This window comes from Pseudomonas sp. FSL R10-1350 (assembly GCF_009600525.1).
GTDB lineage: Bacteria > Pseudomonadota > Gammaproteobacteria > Pseudomonadales > Pseudomonadaceae > Aquipseudomonas > Aquipseudomonas helleri.
On the sequence record NZ_WIVR01000010.1, the window covers coordinates 63,035 to 81,083 of the forward strand.

The window sequence follows — 18,049 nt, forward strand, 5'->3', positions numbered from 1 at the left end:
GCACAAGGCGGGCATCGAAGACTGCCGCGAACGCGGTCAGATCTGGCTTTGAAAATTCAGTGCTGCGGCACGGACTGAAAGGCGACCTTGCTGCCGGTTGGCCCGGCTCAATGCCACCGAGTTTGATAGGTCATTAACCGCTTGTTGCGGGCTTTGCATTCGATCTGCCAGGCCAGCAGCGATACCGGCCTGACCTCGATACAAGCCAGCTTCGGTGGCGATGACCTGCTGCACCGAGAGCCCGCGATAGTCGGCAACGGCATTGACGAACAATTGGTAGCTTTCCTGCACCACGTCGTTCAGGTACTTGAGCGACTGGTCGCTCAACGGCTCGTGAGGGCTGAGGTCGTTTTTGTGGGCACCGGCAAATACCGTGGTCACCTTGACGCCCATGCCCTCCTCCATCTTGGAGCGGTCCATGTGACTGGCGATGACGCCGATTGATCCGACCCCACTGGTCTGGCTCACCACCAGCTCGCTGCACGCGGCGCCGATCAGGTAGCCGCCGCTGTAGGCCATGAAGTTGACGATGCCGGTGATGGGCTTCTGCTGGGCCATGGCGCGAATGTCTGCCGCCAGTTCAAACGCGCCGATTGCTGAGCCGCCTGGGCTGTCGATGTCCAACACGATGCGCTCAACCATCGGATCGGCGACAGCGTTGCTAATCTGAGCCCGCAGCGTTTCGTAACTGGTCATGGTTTCGCACATGCTGACGTGGCTGCCACGGCTGACCAACACGCCGCTGACTGGAATAACCTCGATGCCCGTGCGCGCGATGGCCGTCCGACGCTCTTCCTCACGCTGGGCGATCCGATCCATGCCATCGTCTGACCACAACTTCGCAGCACCCTGGCTGCCGATGTTTACGATGTTCAAGCTCATTGCCTGATTAGCCCAGCGTACGCCGAGGTCCAACATGTCAGGCGTCACCAACAGCGGCTGATTGAACAGCAGGCTGGAGGCTCGCAGGTAGTTTTTCATTGCGCGAGAATCCTCTCTATTTCAGCGTGCTGCAGTTCGAGCTGCGCTCGCACGTTGGGGTTGGTCAAGTCAGCGGCGCCCTTGCCTGCGTCCACCATGTTCAGCGGTTGCAGGTAAATATCGCCGCCCGGTACTGGGGGCATGTTCTCCAACCGACGGATGTCGTTGACGCTGAGCCAGCCCCACTGGCGCCCAATGGCGTAGGCCTCATAACGGCTCTTTTGGTCACCGCGCAAAAGGCCGGACAAGTTGAACTCAATGAAGTATTCACGCCGGTCAGCGGGCAACAGGAAGTCGCGCATCATCGACTGCTCATGACGCTTGACCCACGGCAACAGGGCGAACACCACGAACTGAATCATCAACTGCTCAAGGGTGTTGTAGTTCGACTTTTCCAGGTCGTTGACCATCGGCAGCGGGATCTTGTAGATCCGGGCAATGTCGGTACCGGTGGTTTTGAGGATGCCCAGCACCTCGGCATCGACGTTGTTCATGGAGACGGGCTTGAAGGTCATGCCCTCTTGCAGCAGCGCAACCTTTTTGGCGTTGTCCATGCCGCCAAACTTTTGCCCCCACTGATCGACAATCTTGTCGATGCTGCCCTGATCCTTGATCGCCGGTGCTTCACGTGGGCGCTCGATCACGCCTGAAACAGTCACGCCGTTGGCGAAGCTTTTGCCGGTGTATTGCCGTACCGCCTGAGCCAGGCCCAGCGATTCTGCATGCACCTCGATGGGCGACAATCCCACGTAATGGTTGGTGCTGAACCAGCGCACATGGTGAATCATGCGCATCGGCACCGCTTCACCGCCGCTGATCCGGTAATAGGGCAGCATGTCCCCGCCTCTCAGCACCTGCACCTTGTCGTTATTCAACGGCCAGAGGGCCACGACGTTTCCATCGTCCCGACGATCAATAAAGCTGTAAGCGTTGCCACGCAAGCCAGCGGCGCCTTGGGTGCACTCCAGGTATTCATACGGCGTCTGAAACCCGTTCGGCTGGTACCGCAGCACGTCATACGCCGGGTGATTGATCGCGGCTTCACGCTGGCCCTTGTCCAACCGGCGGTACATCTCGCACGGTAGCTGGCCCAGGGTTTCGGCCAGCAGCGTGACGCAGTTCTGCAGAATCGGCAGCCCTAGCGCCGACTCAGGCGTGACCTTCACGCCCGAGCTGTTGCGGCCACCACCCAACAGGCCACGCCAAAAACCGCTGTTGGCCTCTGTCAGATTTCCACGCCCCTCGCCGAGCACGCTTGAAAAGAACATGCTCAGCCTCCTTGGGGTTTGGGTTTGGTTTTCAAGACAGCCGCTGCGCGATCAGCTAGGAACGCCCAGGCCATTAAGCCAACGCCTGCGACGATGCAGGCCACTGGCGAACTGATCATGGCGACGCCGCCCACCAGCAGACCGAAGCCCAACAGACCGGCCAGCCATGAAACGATGACCAATTTCATATACCCGCCCCTTCGTCGTAGATAGATTTACCCGTCGGGCCAGCCGCTTTGCTGCTGATCCCAACGGCCATAATGGATGCGACGATGCCGTCAATCCGACCCGTCGCCTTGGCCTTATCGGCCTTGCGGTTGTTGGCCGGGTCCGAAACGATCACCGCGTTACCGGCGCACCAGGTCATGACCGGGTTGCCGTCGTGACGCAGGGTTTCGACGGCTTCACTGTCGACGATCTCCCATTCAGAGGGGTCAAGATCGATAGCGTCCTGCTCCTGCTCCGGCGCCAAGCCCAGCAAGCGGCGCTCAAACTCATCCACCGCCGGCCCCATGTCCTTGTAGCCTTGGCCGAAACCCACCATTTCCGGCAGTGCAATGTCGTACTCAGACATCAGCTGCAGCAGGTCTTCAATGCGCCACCGGTCATAGGCGATGCGCTCCACATCGAAGTACGCGCAGATAGTGACCAGCCGCCGCAGCACATGCAGCTTGCTGATCGCCCGGCCCGGTGTGGTTTCAAGGTGCCCCTGCTTGATCCACATGGCGTAAGGCACTTTGTCGCGGTCTTCGCGCCCCTGCAGGTCATCATCCGGAATCCAGAAGTACGGCAGCAGCCGCCAGTGCGGATCGTGTGGGGCGGGCCAGAAGATCAGTACGAATGCGGTCAAGTCCGTGGTGCTGGCAAGGTCGAGCCCGCCTACACATCGCCGGTTACGCAGTAGCCGCATGGGCACACGTTCTTCGGCCTGCTTCCAGACGCCCCAAGAAATCCACGGCGCATCGGCTTGCGTCCACTCACAGAAGTTGAGACGGCGCACTACCGATTCCTGCGCGGGCAACCCTCGGGCTGCCTGGACCTGCTCGCGCAGGTACTTGCGACCAGGAATGCCATCGCTTTGCCCTTCGACGATGTAATCCAGTGAAGGGTTGACCTTGGGCCAGCAAGCTTCGTCCTTGAACGGGTCGTCGCCCTCATCCAGCGAGCAGATGAACGCGAAGAAACTGTCGTCATCTTCAATGCCCGCGCAGATCCGCACGCCCAGGTCGTGGTACTGACCGCAGACCGTCTTTTTGTCAGAGCCGCTGTTAGTGATCATTACCACCATAGCTTTGCGGCGGTTCTTGGTACCGGCGCGCATCATGTTTACGGTGGTGGCGGTTTTGTGTTCGTGCAGCTCATCCAACAGGCCGATATGCGGACGCGGGCCGGACTGGCCTTCGTCGGCACTGATCGGACGAAAGAACGAATTGGTGTTGGGGTAGAACAGGTTCCAGACCTTCTCGTCGCGGCCCGACTGAAGCAAACGCTTGGACAGCAACGGCGACATGTTCACCATTGACACCGCATCACGGAACAGGATCATGGCCTGATCGCGTTTGGTCGCAGCGGCGTACACCTCGGCGCGTTGCTCGCCATCGGAAACCAGCCCGTACAGACCTATGCCGCCCACCAGCGGGCTTTTACCAGAGCCCTTGCCCGTCTCAATGTACGCAAGGCGAAAGCGGCGAAAACCGTCCTCGGTCATCCAGCCAAACAGGCTGCCCACCACAAACGACTGCCACGGCGCCAATAGGAACGGCTTACCTTCATAGTCGCCGCCGTTGAGGCACAGCACGTCTTCGAAAAATCCTATAGCCCGATCTGCCAGTTCTTGAACCCAGATCAGACCACGGGCCGGGCCGTGCTCAACATCCTGCAGATGTCGCTTGCAGGCGTTACGAACGTTGGGACCGGCGACAATTTCCCCAGCCAGTACCGCGTGGGCAAAGCTGGCAACCCGGTCATCAACTGAAGTATTTGTTTGCGGCGTCTCGTTGCTCATGTGGGAACAGCTCACCTTGACCTTGCGGCAACGTCTTCAGGTTGCGCCGAGCCATCGGCGATAGACCAAACTGAGCACCTGCCGCGTTAGCGCGTTTTTCGGCGTCATTCGCCAGTTGGCGGAGAGCATGTATTTGCTGCGCGCCAGTTTTGAATGTTTGGATATCGCCACCCAACCCATCCTCTGATTCGGCATTACGCTGAGTTAGCATGCGCTGATAGCGACGCCACTCAGCTACAGCCTGGCAATACGTCGCCAGGGCCATCGAATCTAAGTTCGAAACAAGACCCAGCGCGATCAGCGCGGGCATCAACTGTTCCCACTCAGCAACTGCTTCTGCAGATAGCACGTCCGGCATCGGAGGTGCTCCAACAGGCACTGCAGGCGAAGCCACTTCAGCCAACAAGTCGCCTACGTTTTCCCGACCGCGGTTACCTTGCAAAAGTTTGAGCGCCGCTGGTTTTCCAGGGCGCCCCGAGTTTCCGTTTCCGGCCATAAATACCCCTGTCTATTGATACCCCCCCTCCCTCATTTTTCCCGACTTTGCGAAGAGAGGGGGGCGAGCGGTCTAGAACGAAGCCCAAAAATAGTTTTTCACCCCCCCTACCCTCGGGGCGGTGCATTTTTGGGTGCGGCGACAGCGGATGGTCACCGATTCCAGTGGTGGCCGGGGTCAGTCGGTCGACCGTCAGCCCCGCAGCCAGGAAGCCGGCCGGTCTTCTCCATCCGCTGCTTTGTCGAGTCGTGGCAGAACTTGCACAGGCTAGCCCAGTTCTTTGGATTCCAGAACAGCTTCCATGCCGCCTTGATCCGAACGGGATCGCCACTGTCCTTGGCGTCCTTCAGCTTGGGGGCGATCTTGTGGTCGACGATGGTCGCCGCCACTGGCCGCTGATCCGTTGAACACATCGTGCAGTACGGATATTCACGCAGATGGCCGTCGCGGGACTTCTGCCACTTGTAACCGTAACCACGCTCAGTGCTGCTGCCGCGTCGGTCACTGCTCATGCTGACTGCTTGGCGGAACCTCGCAGAGCCCCGCCTTTTTGGCCAACCAACGTGCGTACAACCCGCTAGCCACATCGGCGCCGAGACACGCTACAACGCTGCCAATCGCTGCAGCTGTCATTAAGCTGCTGCCTAAGGCAGTCGCAAGCATTACCGTTGCCAGACCAAATACCGCCGAAGCACCGAAGCGCAACAGCACCCGCTTGATCAACACCGGCACCGCCATACCTGCGGCATCAGCGCGCCACATCTCCCCGGTTAACCCTGCAAGCGCCACCAGAATCAGCAGCCAGGTAGGAAGATCGGCCAGCGACTGCTGCACCTCCTGTTCAGTCGACATGCATTGCCTCCTCGGCGATAAAAGAAAAGCCCGGTGTTTCGAGCAAGACTGGCAACCCGCATCAGGGCCGACAGCACAAATTAAAAACCCCGCTGAGGCGGGGTTAGGTAACCGGCTTGGGGAAGGCCGGGTAAAGCTGCACAGCACGTGCTAGGTCAGCGCCAAGGCGCAAATTCCATATCGTGGTGACTTTTTACCCCCTGAGTACGGAACCGAAAAGGGGGCAATTTCGGTTTGTCCGCAAACGACATAAATACGACCAAGATAGGACCAACATCCGACAAACCAACCTGACGAACGGTCATTTGCGCCCCATCGAAGCTCGGGTGTAAAGAATGCCATCGCTGGACCTACGTCGAGTGGTCAACTGCTCCCTGCCCTTCGCACGCGTCATCAACGCTTGCAGCAATCGCAAGTGCAAGGCATGCACTTGATCGTAATAAGTTTGCTTCGCCAACGAGCAGATTCCGGCCTGATTGAGCTGCATAAGCCAACTTGGGGCAGGATCATCGCCATAGCGCAAACCTGCTAGTCGTACCAAACGCTGCCCGCGCTCATCCTGCCGTGCGATATCTGACAGAGCCGCCGTGATTTCTTGAGTTACGCCATCTGGACCAGCACCCGCTCCAAGAATGATGCGTGAGCCTGGAGTACCGCGCGGCGCGCAGCCACCCCATTCCATTATCGTAGCCATAGGGCTACCCATGCCGCCGCCTTCGCCATTACAGCGGCATTGCTCGCCCCAGTGCTTCAACAGCGCTTCCATTTCTTCGATCATCGCCCCGTGCTCCCAACCAAAACCGAACCCAACACAAAAAAAAACCAACCCAACACAAACCCAACACAAATAAATCTCTTTAAAATCAATATCTTTATTAACTTTGAGTTGAGTGTGTTGGGTTTGTTGGGTTTGTTGTTCCTCGCATAAGAAAAAAATATCAGCCTTCTTTTCAGTGCAATTAACGTCACGTATGCGCGTGCGCGACGGCAAACCCAACACACCCCGCACAACAAGCTGAAAGCCGCATAAATAAAGGGCTTAAATTGTGTGAGGCAACAAAAACCAACCCGACACACACCCGGCACACCCAACACACAATTAGATGTAGTCATGCAGCAGCCGCCTTGATGTGTTCCCAGCTGTCCACGTTCCACCCGGCCAGCTTCGCTTTCGCCCGCCAGTTGGTTACCGTCGTGCCCAGATCTGCCGCCTTCAGTGATGGGGGCTGGGAAGCACCAGGGTCATTCGGAAAGAAAAACGCACCAAAACGCCTGTTGCTGCCTTCGGTCCAGGGGATAGACCGGGTCTTGTCCACTTCCGACCCAATGAACAGCGAGAACTTCGTCTGGCTCATCACGTGCTCTTTGTTGCGGTGACACCATTCAAGGAAAAGCGAATAGAGATCAGTCGAAAGGCACACGCCCCACAGATCACGCCCAAGATCGCCGTACTTCCAAAGGCTGAGGAATGTCTGCCAACCTGCGCGACTTAACGCCACCAGCCGCTCCCGGGCATCCGTGCTGGGAGGCCGAGTACGCTGATCAAAATCACCGAGGTCTATCGACAACAGCCAACCATACAAAGCAGCGACCCCGCCGTTCCTCAGCTCCTGGCCAATAGCCTTTTGGCGTTCTTCCGGCAGGGTAAGCTCGGGCCACATCACCAACATTCGCCGGTCACTTTCGCTGATGGGCCAAGGCATGATCTCGTTGCTCAGGAAAACCGCGTTCATGTGGTTGGCCTCTTCCCAACCGTTAATGAACTTCGACTCCATCCGCACCGTCTTGCCAGTGATCAAATGCTTGATCTTGCCCACCTGGTTGTAGCGCTGATCGCGGCTAACGACCTCTTCAAATACCGACCAGAGTTTCCGGCTTTGCCAGGCGTTGAAGCTACTTTCAAGCTGGGTTTGTCCAACGGTGGCGGCGTACTGCCCGTAAAGCATGCCCATAGCATCTGCAAACAGCAGGCTCTTACCAGAGCCCTCCATGATTGAGTGCATCAAAACAGCCGTGTCCATCTTCGCACCGAGGTGTTGCAGCGGATACGCAATCCACCGCGTCAACCACTGAGAGGCATCCTGATCATGGTTGCAAAGGAACGAAATCAGCCAGCGCAGGTTTTCGCAGGCTGCTTCATCATTGACCGGCTCAAGCGGTAGACCATCGAAGGTGTTGATGTAAACAGTAGGGTCTTTGGTCATTGTCGGATCAAAGACGATATGGTCAACATCCACCACACGACGCTCGCTGCTGTTCAACCATAAAGGGTATGTATCCCCGAGAGCCATTTTCACAGCGCCCTCAGCTATTCGCCGCTTTTTCTCGCGATCCCACACATCCTTCGTGCCATCGATGTATACATACCGCTCGGTCGGCGGCATGCCAAAGGCTCCGCCTTTTTTACCTGCCATGCGGCGAGACTGCTCAATGTCACGCACATGGTCATCGGATATCAGCTTTCGATGCTCGGTATCCTCCAGCCACTGTTTCGCCAAAGGCTTACCGACTCGCGCTTCAAATGCCGACTTCTTCATAACCCGCGATTGGTCGAAGTCCCACACATGTGTGGTGCCCTCTACCAATGCAAATCGCCGAAGGACGTGATCGAGCGTCAGCACCTCCCCCGCGCCCCCATTAGGAGCCGGAGCGGCCTCGCTGGCGGCGTCATTCGCGGAGTCCGGCTCGCTCGGATCACCGGATGGGGTCGGGGGAAGATCACGCGAATCAGGCCGCGATGAATGCTGCATACCCAACATTCGCGCCGCGTCCTTTACCGCTCGCGACTGATCCCCACCATGCTGCAATAAACAAAACACCTCGAACGCATCGTTCTGATGCCCGTTGGCGAGTGGATCAGCGCCGTGGTGGGAATACACCTTGCCGTCTGTAATCGTCACCCCTGGCATGCCCGTACTGCTATGCGGATACAACCACTTGCTGCCACGCTTGATGTAGTCGTGTGTCCGCAACAGCTCTGCTACGTCGTGACTGCGATTGAACTCATCAATAACTGACGGTTTGCCTGCTGGAGACGGTGGACACTTGATAACTTTGGCAGGAGGTAACTTCGGCTTGGGCGCCCACGGGCATGCGGCCTCAGCATCGCGCTTAAAGATGTCCCAGTTGTTCCAGATCGTCAGCAACTCTGGCGCAAGCACCGGCAAGCCTTCAACAGAGCTCGGCGACGTGCGCCAGGTATAAGGTTTTCCAGTGCCTGGGTGAATCGATGGTGGCAACACGTCTTGCACCATACCACCGCGCAATTCGAAAACGGTGATGCGCTGATACTCATCGGCCTCGGCACGCGCTTCGGCTTCACCCACAGCGTCACCAGCGTCCTTCGCGGCCTTGGCCTTCGCGGTCAGAGCCTTGTGGATCGAACCATCAGGGTCTTTTTCATTGGGCCATGCAAGTGAGTGACGGCTCAGCTCAACGCCGTCAGGTACACGGAACATAATGCGAAAGCGCGCCGGGTTGCCAACAACGGTCGGAAACACCAGAGCCATTGCATCAAGGTCAATTTCCAGCAGGTCATACAGCACATGCCGGGTCCACTGAACATCATCAACATCCAGAGAACAGATACGGCTAGGCCCCAAGACGACGCCGAGGTTGTGTTGAGGCTTCTTTTCCCAGAACTGAGCAGCTTTGACCGAGTCCGTGAAGTAGCCACCCGGCTTGTTCCAGCCTTTCCCTTTCGGCCCCTTTTCACCGGGCTCAATCGGAACTAGCGCCAAACCGAATGTATCGATGTAAAACTGAGCCCAATCAGCCGTAGGCAAGCGATTGTCGTGATCACTCATCGACGCAGCTCCCGCAACTCCTGGCAACTAACGCAGGTCGCACAACCCTGGATCGTCTGCTGCCGAAGCAACGGGATAGGGTCGCCACAATCCTCGCAAAACTCTGCGCTTGGTCGGGTAGAGGCCGCGCGACGTGCGCGCTGAAGCGCCATATCGAGCAAGTATTGCGCCTGGTCGTTAGCGCGATCGATATCATCCATTTAGATGATCCTCCATCGCTTGACGAGCACCCGCCATGATGCCCAGAACAGCGCGGATTACGTCGGCGCCATGCTTCTCAAGGCATTCAACCTCATGCGGCTCCCAGATGTTGTCAGCAGCACCTTCGTGCATGCTGGAAACAAAGAGGCCCGTGCGGTGCAACACCTTGCTGACTGCAAGCAAAGCTTCTTTCGTCGGTGCCGCCGCTTCCGGCTTGTACCAGACCATGCCAGCAGGTCGCATCAAGGCATCAAGCAACAAAGGGTTGGCCGTCAGGCGTATCACCTCTTCCAGCTCATCCGGATCAAGCCAACGCTGCTCGAAGTCATGCTTAACTTTCTTTTGCAGACTGTCGTAGTCCATCACCATATCGATCGCCAAAGCGGTGACACCGCCGTGGTAATCATGTGCTGCGCGATAGATCGACTTGCGAAGTGAAAGAACCGGCGCGGCGGCCGGTGATTGTTCTTTGCGATGCATAACCGTAAATACCCCTTTTACGGTCTAGCCATAGAAACGGGCACGCCCTATCCTACGACCACGACCGATGTGCATGTGCTGTGTATCGTCGTAGCCAGGCTGGGGGAATCTTGTGGTGAGAGGTCCCAGCCTGGCACCCTTTTACGCCGCTCTAGGGCCGCGCAAATATGCCCAGTCAACATCCGGGCGAAGCTGCTCACATGTGACGGAACCTTGAGTTTCGCGCTCAAGGGAGACAGCGAGCACAACGCTGGCACGCCGATGCCCATACGCGATTTGTTTCAACTGCCCAGCTGTCGTACTGCACCGCGTCGCCAGCTCATCCAGCTTCGCCTTATCGAGAACTTTTATGTATGCATGCAGGCTCATGTGCACCTCCGTTTTGCAAAAGATAGCAGCCGCTAACGCCATTAACAATAGCGGATTGCAATTTACAAAATGCTAAACGCTTTTAAGATACCTGCATGAATATCAGCCAGCTCCGCGTCGAGGCCTTACGGGCTTTGATCGGCGACCTCAAAACCAAAGAGTTTGCCGATCGCCACAATCTAGATGCCTCCTACCTTTCCCAATTGCTGAATGGTCATAGACCATTGGGCGATAAGGCAGCTAAGAACCTTGAAGATAAGATCGGCCTTACTGGCGGAACACTTTTGATGCCCGCGCGCTTAGCCCAGGACGGCTTGGCGCCTGAGATCAATCAAGGCCCAAGCCTTATCAACCCTTTCCGGCGGGCTCCTCTGCAAGGAGTCGCGCAATTGAATCAAGAAGGAATGTGGGACGAGTTGTTGTCGACCACTGGCTGGGTAGATGTCCCGACCTCCGACCCGACTGTTTATGCGATACGCGTCAAGGGCGATACACTCGCGCCGGCGATTAGGAACGGCTGGGTTGTATGGTGCGAGCCACAACACTTGCTGGTACCAGGTGAGTATGTTGTGGTGAAGAGAAGCGGAGGCGTAACCATGATCAAGGAACTGCTTTACGCGAATGAAATCGAAGTAAGCCTTATGTCTGTCAACGATACCTATGGACGGCTGACCATTCCCCGCGACGAGATTGAATCAATTCATTATGTCGGTGGCATCGTCCCGCCAAGCCAAGTCAAAGCCTAAAAGCCTCCCCCTAACAAAAACGCCGCTTACCTGTTTATGGGAAAGCGGCGTTTTTGTTTACCTCAACTGCAGGAAAGCCTTAAAAAACAGTCATCTCAAAAGGCACATATTGCGTCTGGATATTGTTGAAGTAAAAGGCCATTTTGAAGGGTTTAGTCGCTGCTGACTTCCAAACATGCACCATGTTTTTTTGGGTATTCGGAAAAGGTTGTTGATTAGGCCCTTTCCATAGGGTTCTACATTTCAATTTCTTCAACGGAAAACGTTGTTGACACACCGCCTTTGACGGGATACCTTCCACTCGTCGCAGTAAATCCTGTGACCTGGGATTGGCCTCCCGGAAATCAAAGGTGGACACAACCGCCATCTGAGCGGTTTTTTTGTGTCCAGAGCACGGCTGCACCTGCGTTATGGGCGGGGCCGTGTGGGCACTCGCAAGAGTGGCCGGCCCCTTTGAGCCGGTAGGCCAACCCGCACGGTTCCGCTCACCCGATTGGCCTCGGGAGCGGTCACGCCTCAAATCAAAGGAACACTCTCATGAAAGCCATCGCACCTGTTACCACGCCGGTACTTGTCGAACTGGTTGACGGTCAGCCGACCACTACCAGTCTTGATGTCGCTGCACACTTTGGTAAGCGCCACGACACCGTGTTGCGCGCCGTCCGTACACTCGATAGCTCGCCCGAATTCAACGCCCGCAATTTTGCGGAGGTTGAATATCAGGATGCAAAAGGTGAACGCCGACCACAGTTCCGCATGACCCGCGATGGCTTCACCTTCCTGTGCATGGGCTTCACCGGCAAGGAAGCGGCCAAGTGGAAGGAGGCGTACATCAGCGCCTTCAACCAGATGGAAACCGTTCTGAAAGAGGGCGTCCCTGCCAAGCAGAAACACCAGACCAAGCTGCTCACTGACGGCCTGTCCTCTGAGCAACAGGAAGCCATCAAGGCGCTGGTGAAAGCCCGCGTTGACGAACTGCCCGAAGCTCAGCGCGCCAAAGCCGCTATCACCTGCTGGTCGTCGCTGAAATCCAAGTTCGGCTGCACCTACAAGGAGATCGCCCCAGAGCGCTTCACCGAGGCTGTCAGCCTGGTTGCTCGCGTTGTCCTTGAAGGCGAGCTGCTGGAGCCAGAGGAACCCAAGGTGGTTGGCCGGTTGGCGATTGATTTCACCGTAGCCCGCTGGATCGCCGAGAACCCATATGGATTCCAGAATGTCCCGCTTGAACCGGCAGACCGCCTGCGCGTGCCGATCCGGGCGCTGTATGGCATGGACTGCAAGTCCCCCACTCTGGCGCTGCTCAACATCTTGGAGCGCTCCGGCTATGAGGTTGAGGCCTGCAAGCTTGAAGTGCTGGCACTGAAGGAACACATCGATGTACTGGACGGTGTAATGGGTAACATCCAAGTGAGCATTGAGAACACACGCAGCCGGGCCTTTCCGTTCGCCTGTAAGACCAAGAAGGCCGACCGTACATGAATGCCCCAGCCACCATGCTGCATCCCCTGAAAGCTCAAGTCCTGAGCTTTCAGGAGGACGAACACGACTACCACTTCCAGGTGGAGTACCCAGACCCGCCCGCCTGTCACACCTGCGGCACCATCGGCCAGATCGTCCGCTTCGGCAAGAAGCAGGTGAAGTACCGGGACGTGCCCATGCATGGCAAGCGTGTGACCCTGTGGGCCGTGCAGCGGCGCTTCCAGTGCAAGAGCTGTGAATCGACCTTCACGCCAAGGTTTGACGAGATGGCCGAGGATCACCGCATGACGAAGCGGTGCTACGACTACATCATCCGCAAGGCGCTCATGAGCACCAACGCCCAGGTGGCCGAGGAGATCGGCTTCGATGAGGGCACGGTGCGCGGCGTTATCAAGGCGTACTGCAAGGTCAAGGAGTACAGCTACCGGCCAACCCTGCCGCGCATCCTCGGTATCGACGAGCTGTACCTGAACCGCCAGTTCCGGTGTGTGCTGACTGACATCGAGCGCGGCACCATCATCGACATCCTGGAGTCACGGCAATTCGACGTGCTCTACAACTACCTGGCCAACATGCGGGGCCGGGACAACGTCCAGATCGTCTGCCAGGACATGTGGAAGCCGTACCGCGATGTGGCGTCCAAGCTGTTCCCCAGGGCGGCTATCGTCGTTGACCGCTTCCACATCCAGCGGATGGCCAACGAATCGCTGGAGGTGCTGCGCAAGGGCATCAAGAAGGATCTGACGCAGCACCAGCGCAGGCAGCTCAAGGGTGACCGCAAGCTGTTGCTGATGCGCCGCCGCGACCTGAACCCGATGAACGAGCTGGTCATCCACACCTGGCTGGATCAGTTCCCCGAGCTGGGGGTGGCCTACAAGCTCAAGGAGGCGTTCTTCGATATCTGGGAGTCAACCACCGAGCAGGAAGCGCGACAGCGTTACAACGAGTGGCTGGCCATGATGCCGGACAGCCAGAAGACCCACTGGAAACCCTTGGTCACTGCCATGACCAACTGGGAGAAAGAGATCTTCTCGTACTTCGGCCCGGCCCAGCGCAACACCAACGCCTTCACCGAGTCGATCAACCGATCCATGCGTGACCTGAACCGAGACAGCAGGGGCTTGTCCTTCGAGATGTTCCGGGCCAAGACCTTGTTCAGTCTGGATCACAAGGTGACCAGGCCAAAGCCGAAACGGGAATCACCTTTCGCGGGCTACACGGTGATGAAGGACATCTTCACCCTGGACGAGTCCGAGTTACCTATCGATCACGGCGTGCCCATCGAGGCAGTTATCCGGGCCATTCAAGGCCTGCGCTAACCACGCCCCATCAACACACTCATCAATTTGAGATTTGGGTTTCGGAGAGTCCTGTATCAACAGGATTTTCCGAATACCCGTTTTTTTGAGCTTGTTCTGGCTTCTCAAGATCCGGCTGGAGCGTTCGCATGACTGCATATGTCGAACACATCATGAGTTGAAGCTGCGCATTATCTTTTGCGCCATTAGGCCCGGTGAACTTGGCATTTGAAATTTTGCCTGCTGGATTAACATCCAAAATGATATCGACCTCCGCGCCATTCATCTTCAGCTCTTGATACACCACCCGTCCATCTTTCAGCGGGCTCCCCTTCCCCAGCGTCGCGGCCACACATTGAGGGATCTCCTTGATGTGCTTAACCATTCCAGCCTGGAACGACTTGGGCGTCAGCTCCAAAGAAGCCGGTGCGGAAGGCTCATCTTTCTTTGAGTCCCAATCCTCAGGAATCAAATACTCAACCTCATCATCAGCAGTCGCCTTTTTGGCTGCCTCGACTGTGAAAAAAGGCACCAAAGCCAGTGCAACAACTAGTGATCGCGCAATCATATCCATTTGATCCAGTAGGTCTAAAAGCACGCAGGCTAACAAAAAACATCTACCTCCCATAGCATCAGCGCGCCCCAAGGAAATACACCGATGATCGGGTTTTAGTATCACAATAAATAAAATTAGCATTAGCTATTGCAAACATGGTTAGCCATTGCTAACTTTTGCTCCGTACATCTCTCACCACGAGTACGGATAATGCTAACGACAACACAACGCACCGCTCCACGCTGCCCGGTGTACCTACACCCGACAGCAGCCCTAAGCCCAGCAACCGTTGAGCGCCTTCAGCGCCGCACTGGTCTGCTAGTCATTGCCAATCAGGGTCGCGCTACTATCGCCAGCCCTCCTGCAGTCGTCATCGCTGACAACCAGGGCCCGTGGGGAGGCGATGCAGCATGAAGCCAATAATGATCGGCCTCACCGGCCGCGCCCGCACTGGCAAGACCACCGCCGCCGAACACCTGACGGGCACATACCTGCTTGAGCACTACGCCTTCGCTGACCCACTCCGCGACGGCCTCATGGCAATCTTCAACCTCGACCCCACCGACTTTGAAGGCGACCGCAAGGAACAGCCCCTGGCTTGGCTTGACCACTCGCCACGGCAACTCATGCAGTCGATGGGCACCGAATGGGCACGTAAAACTGTGCATCCGGATGTCTGGGTGAAGCTCGCGGAGCAAAATCTCGACTACATGACCAAAAGCCTTGGAGCGGTGACCGGATTCGTTGTCAGCGATGTCCGCTTTGATAACGAAGCAGACTTCATCCGCCGAAGCGGCGGCACGATCATTCACATTTGGCGGGCAGATGCGCAATCCGTGAATCCGCATACCAGCGAAAAGGGCATAGAGGACAACGTGAATGACCTACTCGTGGCCAACAACGGCACAGTTGAGGAGTTCTTGCGTGCGCTTGATGAGGCGTACCTCATGATTCGCGAACGACCGCAACAACTCGAACAGATCCCAGCCTGAGGCCGACCAATGAACCGCACCCTGGATCAAACCGCCGCTTTGCTCGGACTCAAGCCCCGCGCCTTTCGCACCAGGCTGCGGGAACTCGGCGTGATCAACTCATCCGGCGACCTGGCCAGCGCACATCGTGAACGAGGCTACTTGTTCTCGGACGCACGCGTGCGCTGGAACCCCACTATTGGCAAGCCCGTGCACTACGCCGTCGTGATGGTGAAGGAGACGGGCGTTGAGTGGATCGCCAAGAAGCTGAACATCACCATCACCAAGAAGGACGCCGCAGCATGAAGCAGAACGCAATCAACTCCGCTGTAGGCGCCCTAAAACTGGTGCCGATGTTCCTGAATCATCCGACGGTGATCAGCCGCGCCACACTGATTGGTGCTTCAGCCGAAGCTGTTGCGCTACTGGAGGCATTGCCCTGCGTGTCGGTCGAGTTGGCCGAAGTATTCCGCTGCGTTGACGCCGTGATCGCTGATGAACAGATCGCCTATGTGACACCCATCAATTGCCCGGAATATCCATACGGCGCCGTTGTTGCGGACGCCAATGGCAACGTATTGGCAGCCGCCAAGGGCAAAAGCAAAGAGGGGCTCGCAGAGCTCATTCGCCTCAAGTTGGTGCCCCAATCGGAGGGGTATGGGGAGGACTCACAGTGAGCAACACCATCGATCAGTTGCGCAAAGAATGGGCAACACCATGCCCAACACTGTCCGCCATTCGCGAACGCTACTTTTCCCACATCGCCAGTGATCGCTACCTTCTTCGCCTAATAAGCGCAAAGCGAATCGAACTGAAAGTAACTCGGCTTGGCAGCTCCGCGAAGGGTACAAAAGTTGTTTACCTGAACGACCTAGCCGCCTACCTCGATGCTCAAGCAACAAAGGAAGCGGCTTGATTCACCGGTGATCCCTGCCGTCCAGGGACTTACAACTCACACCTACTGAGGCACAGCACATGAGTAAAGCACGCCCCTTCATCGACACGCTAAGGGACATCGAGGCCGGTGGACTTCTTGATGAACTGAGTGAGGCCCAGTACAGCCTGATCGATGCCATTCGACTTTCCGGCAAAGCCGGCGAGTTGGTGATCAAACTGAACTACAAGCCCGACGGGCGTGGCCAGATGAACATCAAGGCTGACGTAAAGGTGAAGGAACCAGCCCTGTCCCGTGGCACTTCTCTGTTCTTCCTGACACCGGAGGGCAACCTCACACGTCGCGACCCTCGACAACAAGACCTGTCCTTACGCCCTGTCGAGGACGACGCCCAAACCCCGCTGCGACACGTCGCACCGTAACGATCACTCACCACAGACACTGGAGCACATCCAATGCAAGAAGCTATCAGCCACCTCGTTACACTCGCCCAGGCCCTGGGCAAACCACAGGATCATCACGCCCTTCCCGCCCCGTTCGCCCTTGTGCCACAAGGCGTGAAGGTTCAAGACCTTGAAGGCATGCTGCGCGCCCCTACACGCATTCGCCAGGCTGTAACCGTCCTCGACGCCGACACCTTCATTGCTTATGTAAACCGTTTCGCCAGCACAGCATCTGTAGTGTTCTGCGATGGACCAGAAGGCCGAACCTTCCGCGCAGTGCTCGACTACCACCAACCCGAGCAACCCTCCTGGGGTCAGCATGTCGCGGTCTATCAATGCCCAATCAGTATCGAGTGGGGCCGCTGGAAAAGCTCAGACCGCAAAAGGATGGATCAGGCAACGTTCGCCGAGTTTTTTGAAGAAAATATCAAAGACATCACCGCTCCCGAAGGCATACCAGACGCACCATCAGCTGCGGACATGCTCGAAATCAGTCGCACCCTCGAAGCCAAGAAGAACATAAGCTTCCGGCAAGGCACCCGACTGGATAACGGCCAAGTGCAGCTCACCTACAACGAGCAGATCGATGGCCAGGCTGGCGAAACTGGCCAACTGAGAATCCCTGAACAGTTCTACATCGGCGTGAAGCCATTCCTCGGCGGTGACGCCTTCTGTGTGGCCGTTCGCTTCCGCTACCGCATTCAAGAAGCCCGACTGGCTATGTGGTTTGAACTGGTCCGCCCGGACAAGGTTCTTGAAGAGGCTTACACAACTGTACGCGCCAAGATCCAAGGGTCTATTGGCGAAGTGCCGATGTACGAAGCGTCTATCTAACCAACGCCCAACCTCGCCGCTTCCTCTCACCACAAAATTTAGCGGCGAGTTTTCGAGAATCACAGCACATGCACACACAACACAGAACTCTGATAGCCGCCTGGCCTATGCAGCGGCATGGAGATGCTCATGGAAACTGAAATTCTCTCTGAGGAAGAGCTGGCCGAGCTAACGGGCTACAAACACCGGGGCTATCAACGCCAATGGCTCAAGGATCGCAACTGGGTCTTTGTTGAGAGCCGTGGAGGCCGCCCGCTGGTTGGGCGGATGTTCACCCGCATGAAGCTGGGGGCAATTCCTAACTCCCTAGAAACCCAAACCCCACCACCAGTTCCAGCCTGGACACCTGATTTCTCTAGAGTGAATTGA

Annotated in this window: 23 protein-coding genes; 10 read left to right on the forward strand and 13 right to left on the reverse strand. The window is 57.0% G+C overall.

From position 1 onward, the window contains the following. Positions 1–36 precede the first annotated feature (36 nt). From GHO25_RS07450 to GHO25_RS07505, 12 genes are all read right to left on the reverse strand, one after another. Positions 37–981 (reverse strand): S49 family peptidase, encoded by a 945-nt coding sequence (locus GHO25_RS07450; protein ID WP_153390375.1) that lies wholly within the window; start codon positions 979–981, stop codon positions 37–39. Then, positions 978–2,249, reverse strand: a complete 1,272-nt coding sequence (locus GHO25_RS07455) for a phage portal protein (RefSeq protein ID WP_153390377.1) — start codon at positions 2,247–2,249, stop codon at positions 978–980. The genes GHO25_RS07450 and GHO25_RS07455 overlap by 4 nt, the downstream gene beginning before the upstream one ends. Before the next feature lie 2 nt (positions 2,250–2,251). Then, positions 2,252–2,437, reverse strand: coding sequence for a hypothetical protein (locus GHO25_RS07460; RefSeq protein ID WP_048391591.1), 186 nt, complete (start codon positions 2,435–2,437; stop codon positions 2,252–2,254). Beyond that, on the reverse strand, positions 2,434–4,254 hold the full coding sequence (locus GHO25_RS07465; RefSeq protein ID WP_153390379.1) for a terminase large subunit: 1,821 nt from the start codon (positions 4,252–4,254) through the stop codon (positions 2,434–2,436). The genes GHO25_RS07460 and GHO25_RS07465 overlap by 4 nt, the downstream gene beginning before the upstream one ends. Then, complete coding sequence (locus GHO25_RS07470; RefSeq protein WP_178110022.1) at positions 4,217–4,612, reverse strand: phage terminase small subunit P27 family; 396 nt, start codon at positions 4,610–4,612, stop codon at positions 4,217–4,219. The genes GHO25_RS07465 and GHO25_RS07470 overlap by 38 nt, the downstream gene beginning before the upstream one ends. Positions 4,613–4,902: 290 nt before the next feature. Then, positions 4,903–5,262: an HNH endonuclease gene (locus GHO25_RS07475; RefSeq protein ID WP_153390382.1), complete on the reverse strand. Its 360-nt coding sequence runs from the start codon at positions 5,260–5,262 to the stop codon at positions 4,903–4,905. After that, complete coding sequence (locus GHO25_RS07480; protein ID WP_153390384.1) at positions 5,252–5,602, reverse strand: phage holin family protein; 351 nt, start codon at positions 5,600–5,602, stop codon at positions 5,252–5,254. The genes GHO25_RS07475 and GHO25_RS07480 overlap by 11 nt, the downstream gene beginning before the upstream one ends. Before the next feature lie 301 nt (positions 5,603–5,903). Beyond that, on the reverse strand, positions 5,904–6,593 hold the full coding sequence (locus tag GHO25_RS07485; RefSeq protein ID WP_256677174.1) for a hypothetical protein: 690 nt from the start codon (positions 6,591–6,593) through the stop codon (positions 5,904–5,906). A 118-nt stretch (positions 6,594–6,711) separates the two neighbouring features. Then, a complete protein-coding gene (locus GHO25_RS07490; RefSeq protein WP_153390386.1) occupies positions 6,712–9,408 on the reverse strand; it encodes a bifunctional DNA primase/polymerase in 2,697 nt (898 codons plus the stop codon). Beyond that, the gene (locus GHO25_RS07495) at positions 9,405–9,608 is read right to left on the reverse strand and encodes a TraR/DksA C4-type zinc finger protein (RefSeq protein ID WP_153390388.1); all 204 of its coding nucleotides are present in this window, start codon (positions 9,606–9,608) and stop codon (positions 9,405–9,407) included. The genes GHO25_RS07490 and GHO25_RS07495 overlap by 4 nt, the downstream gene beginning before the upstream one ends. Continuing rightward, positions 9,601–10,089, reverse strand: coding sequence for a phage regulatory CII family protein (locus GHO25_RS07500; protein ID WP_153390390.1), 489 nt, complete (start codon positions 10,087–10,089; stop codon positions 9,601–9,603). Before GHO25_RS07500 ends, GHO25_RS07495 begins: the two co-directional genes overlap by 8 nt. 141 nt (positions 10,090–10,230) lie before the next feature. Next, positions 10,231–10,458: a YdaS family helix-turn-helix protein gene (locus tag GHO25_RS07505; protein WP_153390392.1), complete on the reverse strand. Its 228-nt coding sequence runs from the start codon at positions 10,456–10,458 to the stop codon at positions 10,231–10,233. A gap of 95 nt (positions 10,459–10,553) precedes the next feature. Between GHO25_RS07505 and GHO25_RS07510 the strand changes: the two genes are divergently transcribed. The 3 genes from GHO25_RS07510 (at position 10,554) to GHO25_RS07520 (ending at position 14,002) form a co-directional block, all read left to right on the forward strand. Then, the gene (locus GHO25_RS07510) at positions 10,554–11,204 is read left to right on the forward strand and encodes a S24 family peptidase (RefSeq protein ID WP_153390393.1); all 651 of its coding nucleotides are present in this window, start codon (positions 10,554–10,556) and stop codon (positions 11,202–11,204) included. A gap of 537 nt (positions 11,205–11,741) precedes the next feature. Then, positions 11,742–12,683 (forward strand): Rha family transcriptional regulator, encoded by a 942-nt coding sequence (locus GHO25_RS07515; protein WP_153390395.1) that lies wholly within the window; start codon positions 11,742–11,744, stop codon positions 12,681–12,683. Continuing rightward, positions 12,680–14,002, forward strand: a complete 1,323-nt coding sequence (locus GHO25_RS07520; protein ID WP_153390397.1) for an ISL3 family transposase — start codon at positions 12,680–12,682, stop codon at positions 14,000–14,002. Before GHO25_RS07515 ends, GHO25_RS07520 begins: the two co-directional genes overlap by 4 nt. Before the next feature lie 22 nt (positions 14,003–14,024). Here GHO25_RS07520 and GHO25_RS07525 read toward each other — a convergent pair whose 3' ends face one another. Continuing rightward, positions 14,025–14,555: a hypothetical protein gene (locus tag GHO25_RS07525; RefSeq protein WP_153390399.1), complete on the reverse strand. Its 531-nt coding sequence runs from the start codon at positions 14,553–14,555 to the stop codon at positions 14,025–14,027. Between the two features lie 404 nt (positions 14,556–14,959). On the opposite strand from GHO25_RS07525, the gene GHO25_RS07530 reads away from it, so the two are divergent. From GHO25_RS07530 to GHO25_RS07560, 7 genes are all read left to right on the forward strand, one after another. After that, positions 14,960–15,529, forward strand: coding sequence for a deoxynucleotide monophosphate kinase (locus GHO25_RS07530; protein WP_256677175.1), 570 nt, complete (start codon positions 14,960–14,962; stop codon positions 15,527–15,529). 9 nt (positions 15,530–15,538) lie between these two features. Continuing rightward, complete coding sequence (locus tag GHO25_RS07535) at positions 15,539–15,814, forward strand: hypothetical protein (RefSeq protein ID WP_153390403.1); 276 nt, start codon at positions 15,539–15,541, stop codon at positions 15,812–15,814. Beyond that, complete coding sequence (locus tag GHO25_RS07540) at positions 15,811–16,185, forward strand: hypothetical protein (RefSeq protein ID WP_153390404.1); 375 nt, start codon at positions 15,811–15,813, stop codon at positions 16,183–16,185. Before GHO25_RS07535 ends, GHO25_RS07540 begins: the two co-directional genes overlap by 4 nt. Further along, a complete protein-coding gene (locus GHO25_RS07545) occupies positions 16,182–16,424 on the forward strand; it encodes a pyocin activator PrtN family protein (RefSeq protein WP_178110023.1) in 243 nt (80 codons plus the stop codon). The genes GHO25_RS07540 and GHO25_RS07545 overlap by 4 nt, the downstream gene beginning before the upstream one ends. Before the next feature lie 59 nt (positions 16,425–16,483). Then, on the forward strand, positions 16,484–16,825 hold the full coding sequence (locus tag GHO25_RS07550; RefSeq protein WP_153390406.1) for a hypothetical protein: 342 nt from the start codon (positions 16,484–16,486) through the stop codon (positions 16,823–16,825). A gap of 33 nt (positions 16,826–16,858) precedes the next feature. Beyond that, a complete protein-coding gene (locus GHO25_RS07555) occupies positions 16,859–17,680 on the forward strand; it encodes a DUF2303 family protein (protein WP_153390408.1) in 822 nt (273 codons plus the stop codon). A gap of 129 nt (positions 17,681–17,809) precedes the next feature. Further along, a complete protein-coding gene (locus GHO25_RS07560) occupies positions 17,810–18,049 on the forward strand; it encodes a DUF4224 domain-containing protein (RefSeq protein WP_153390410.1) in 240 nt (79 codons plus the stop codon).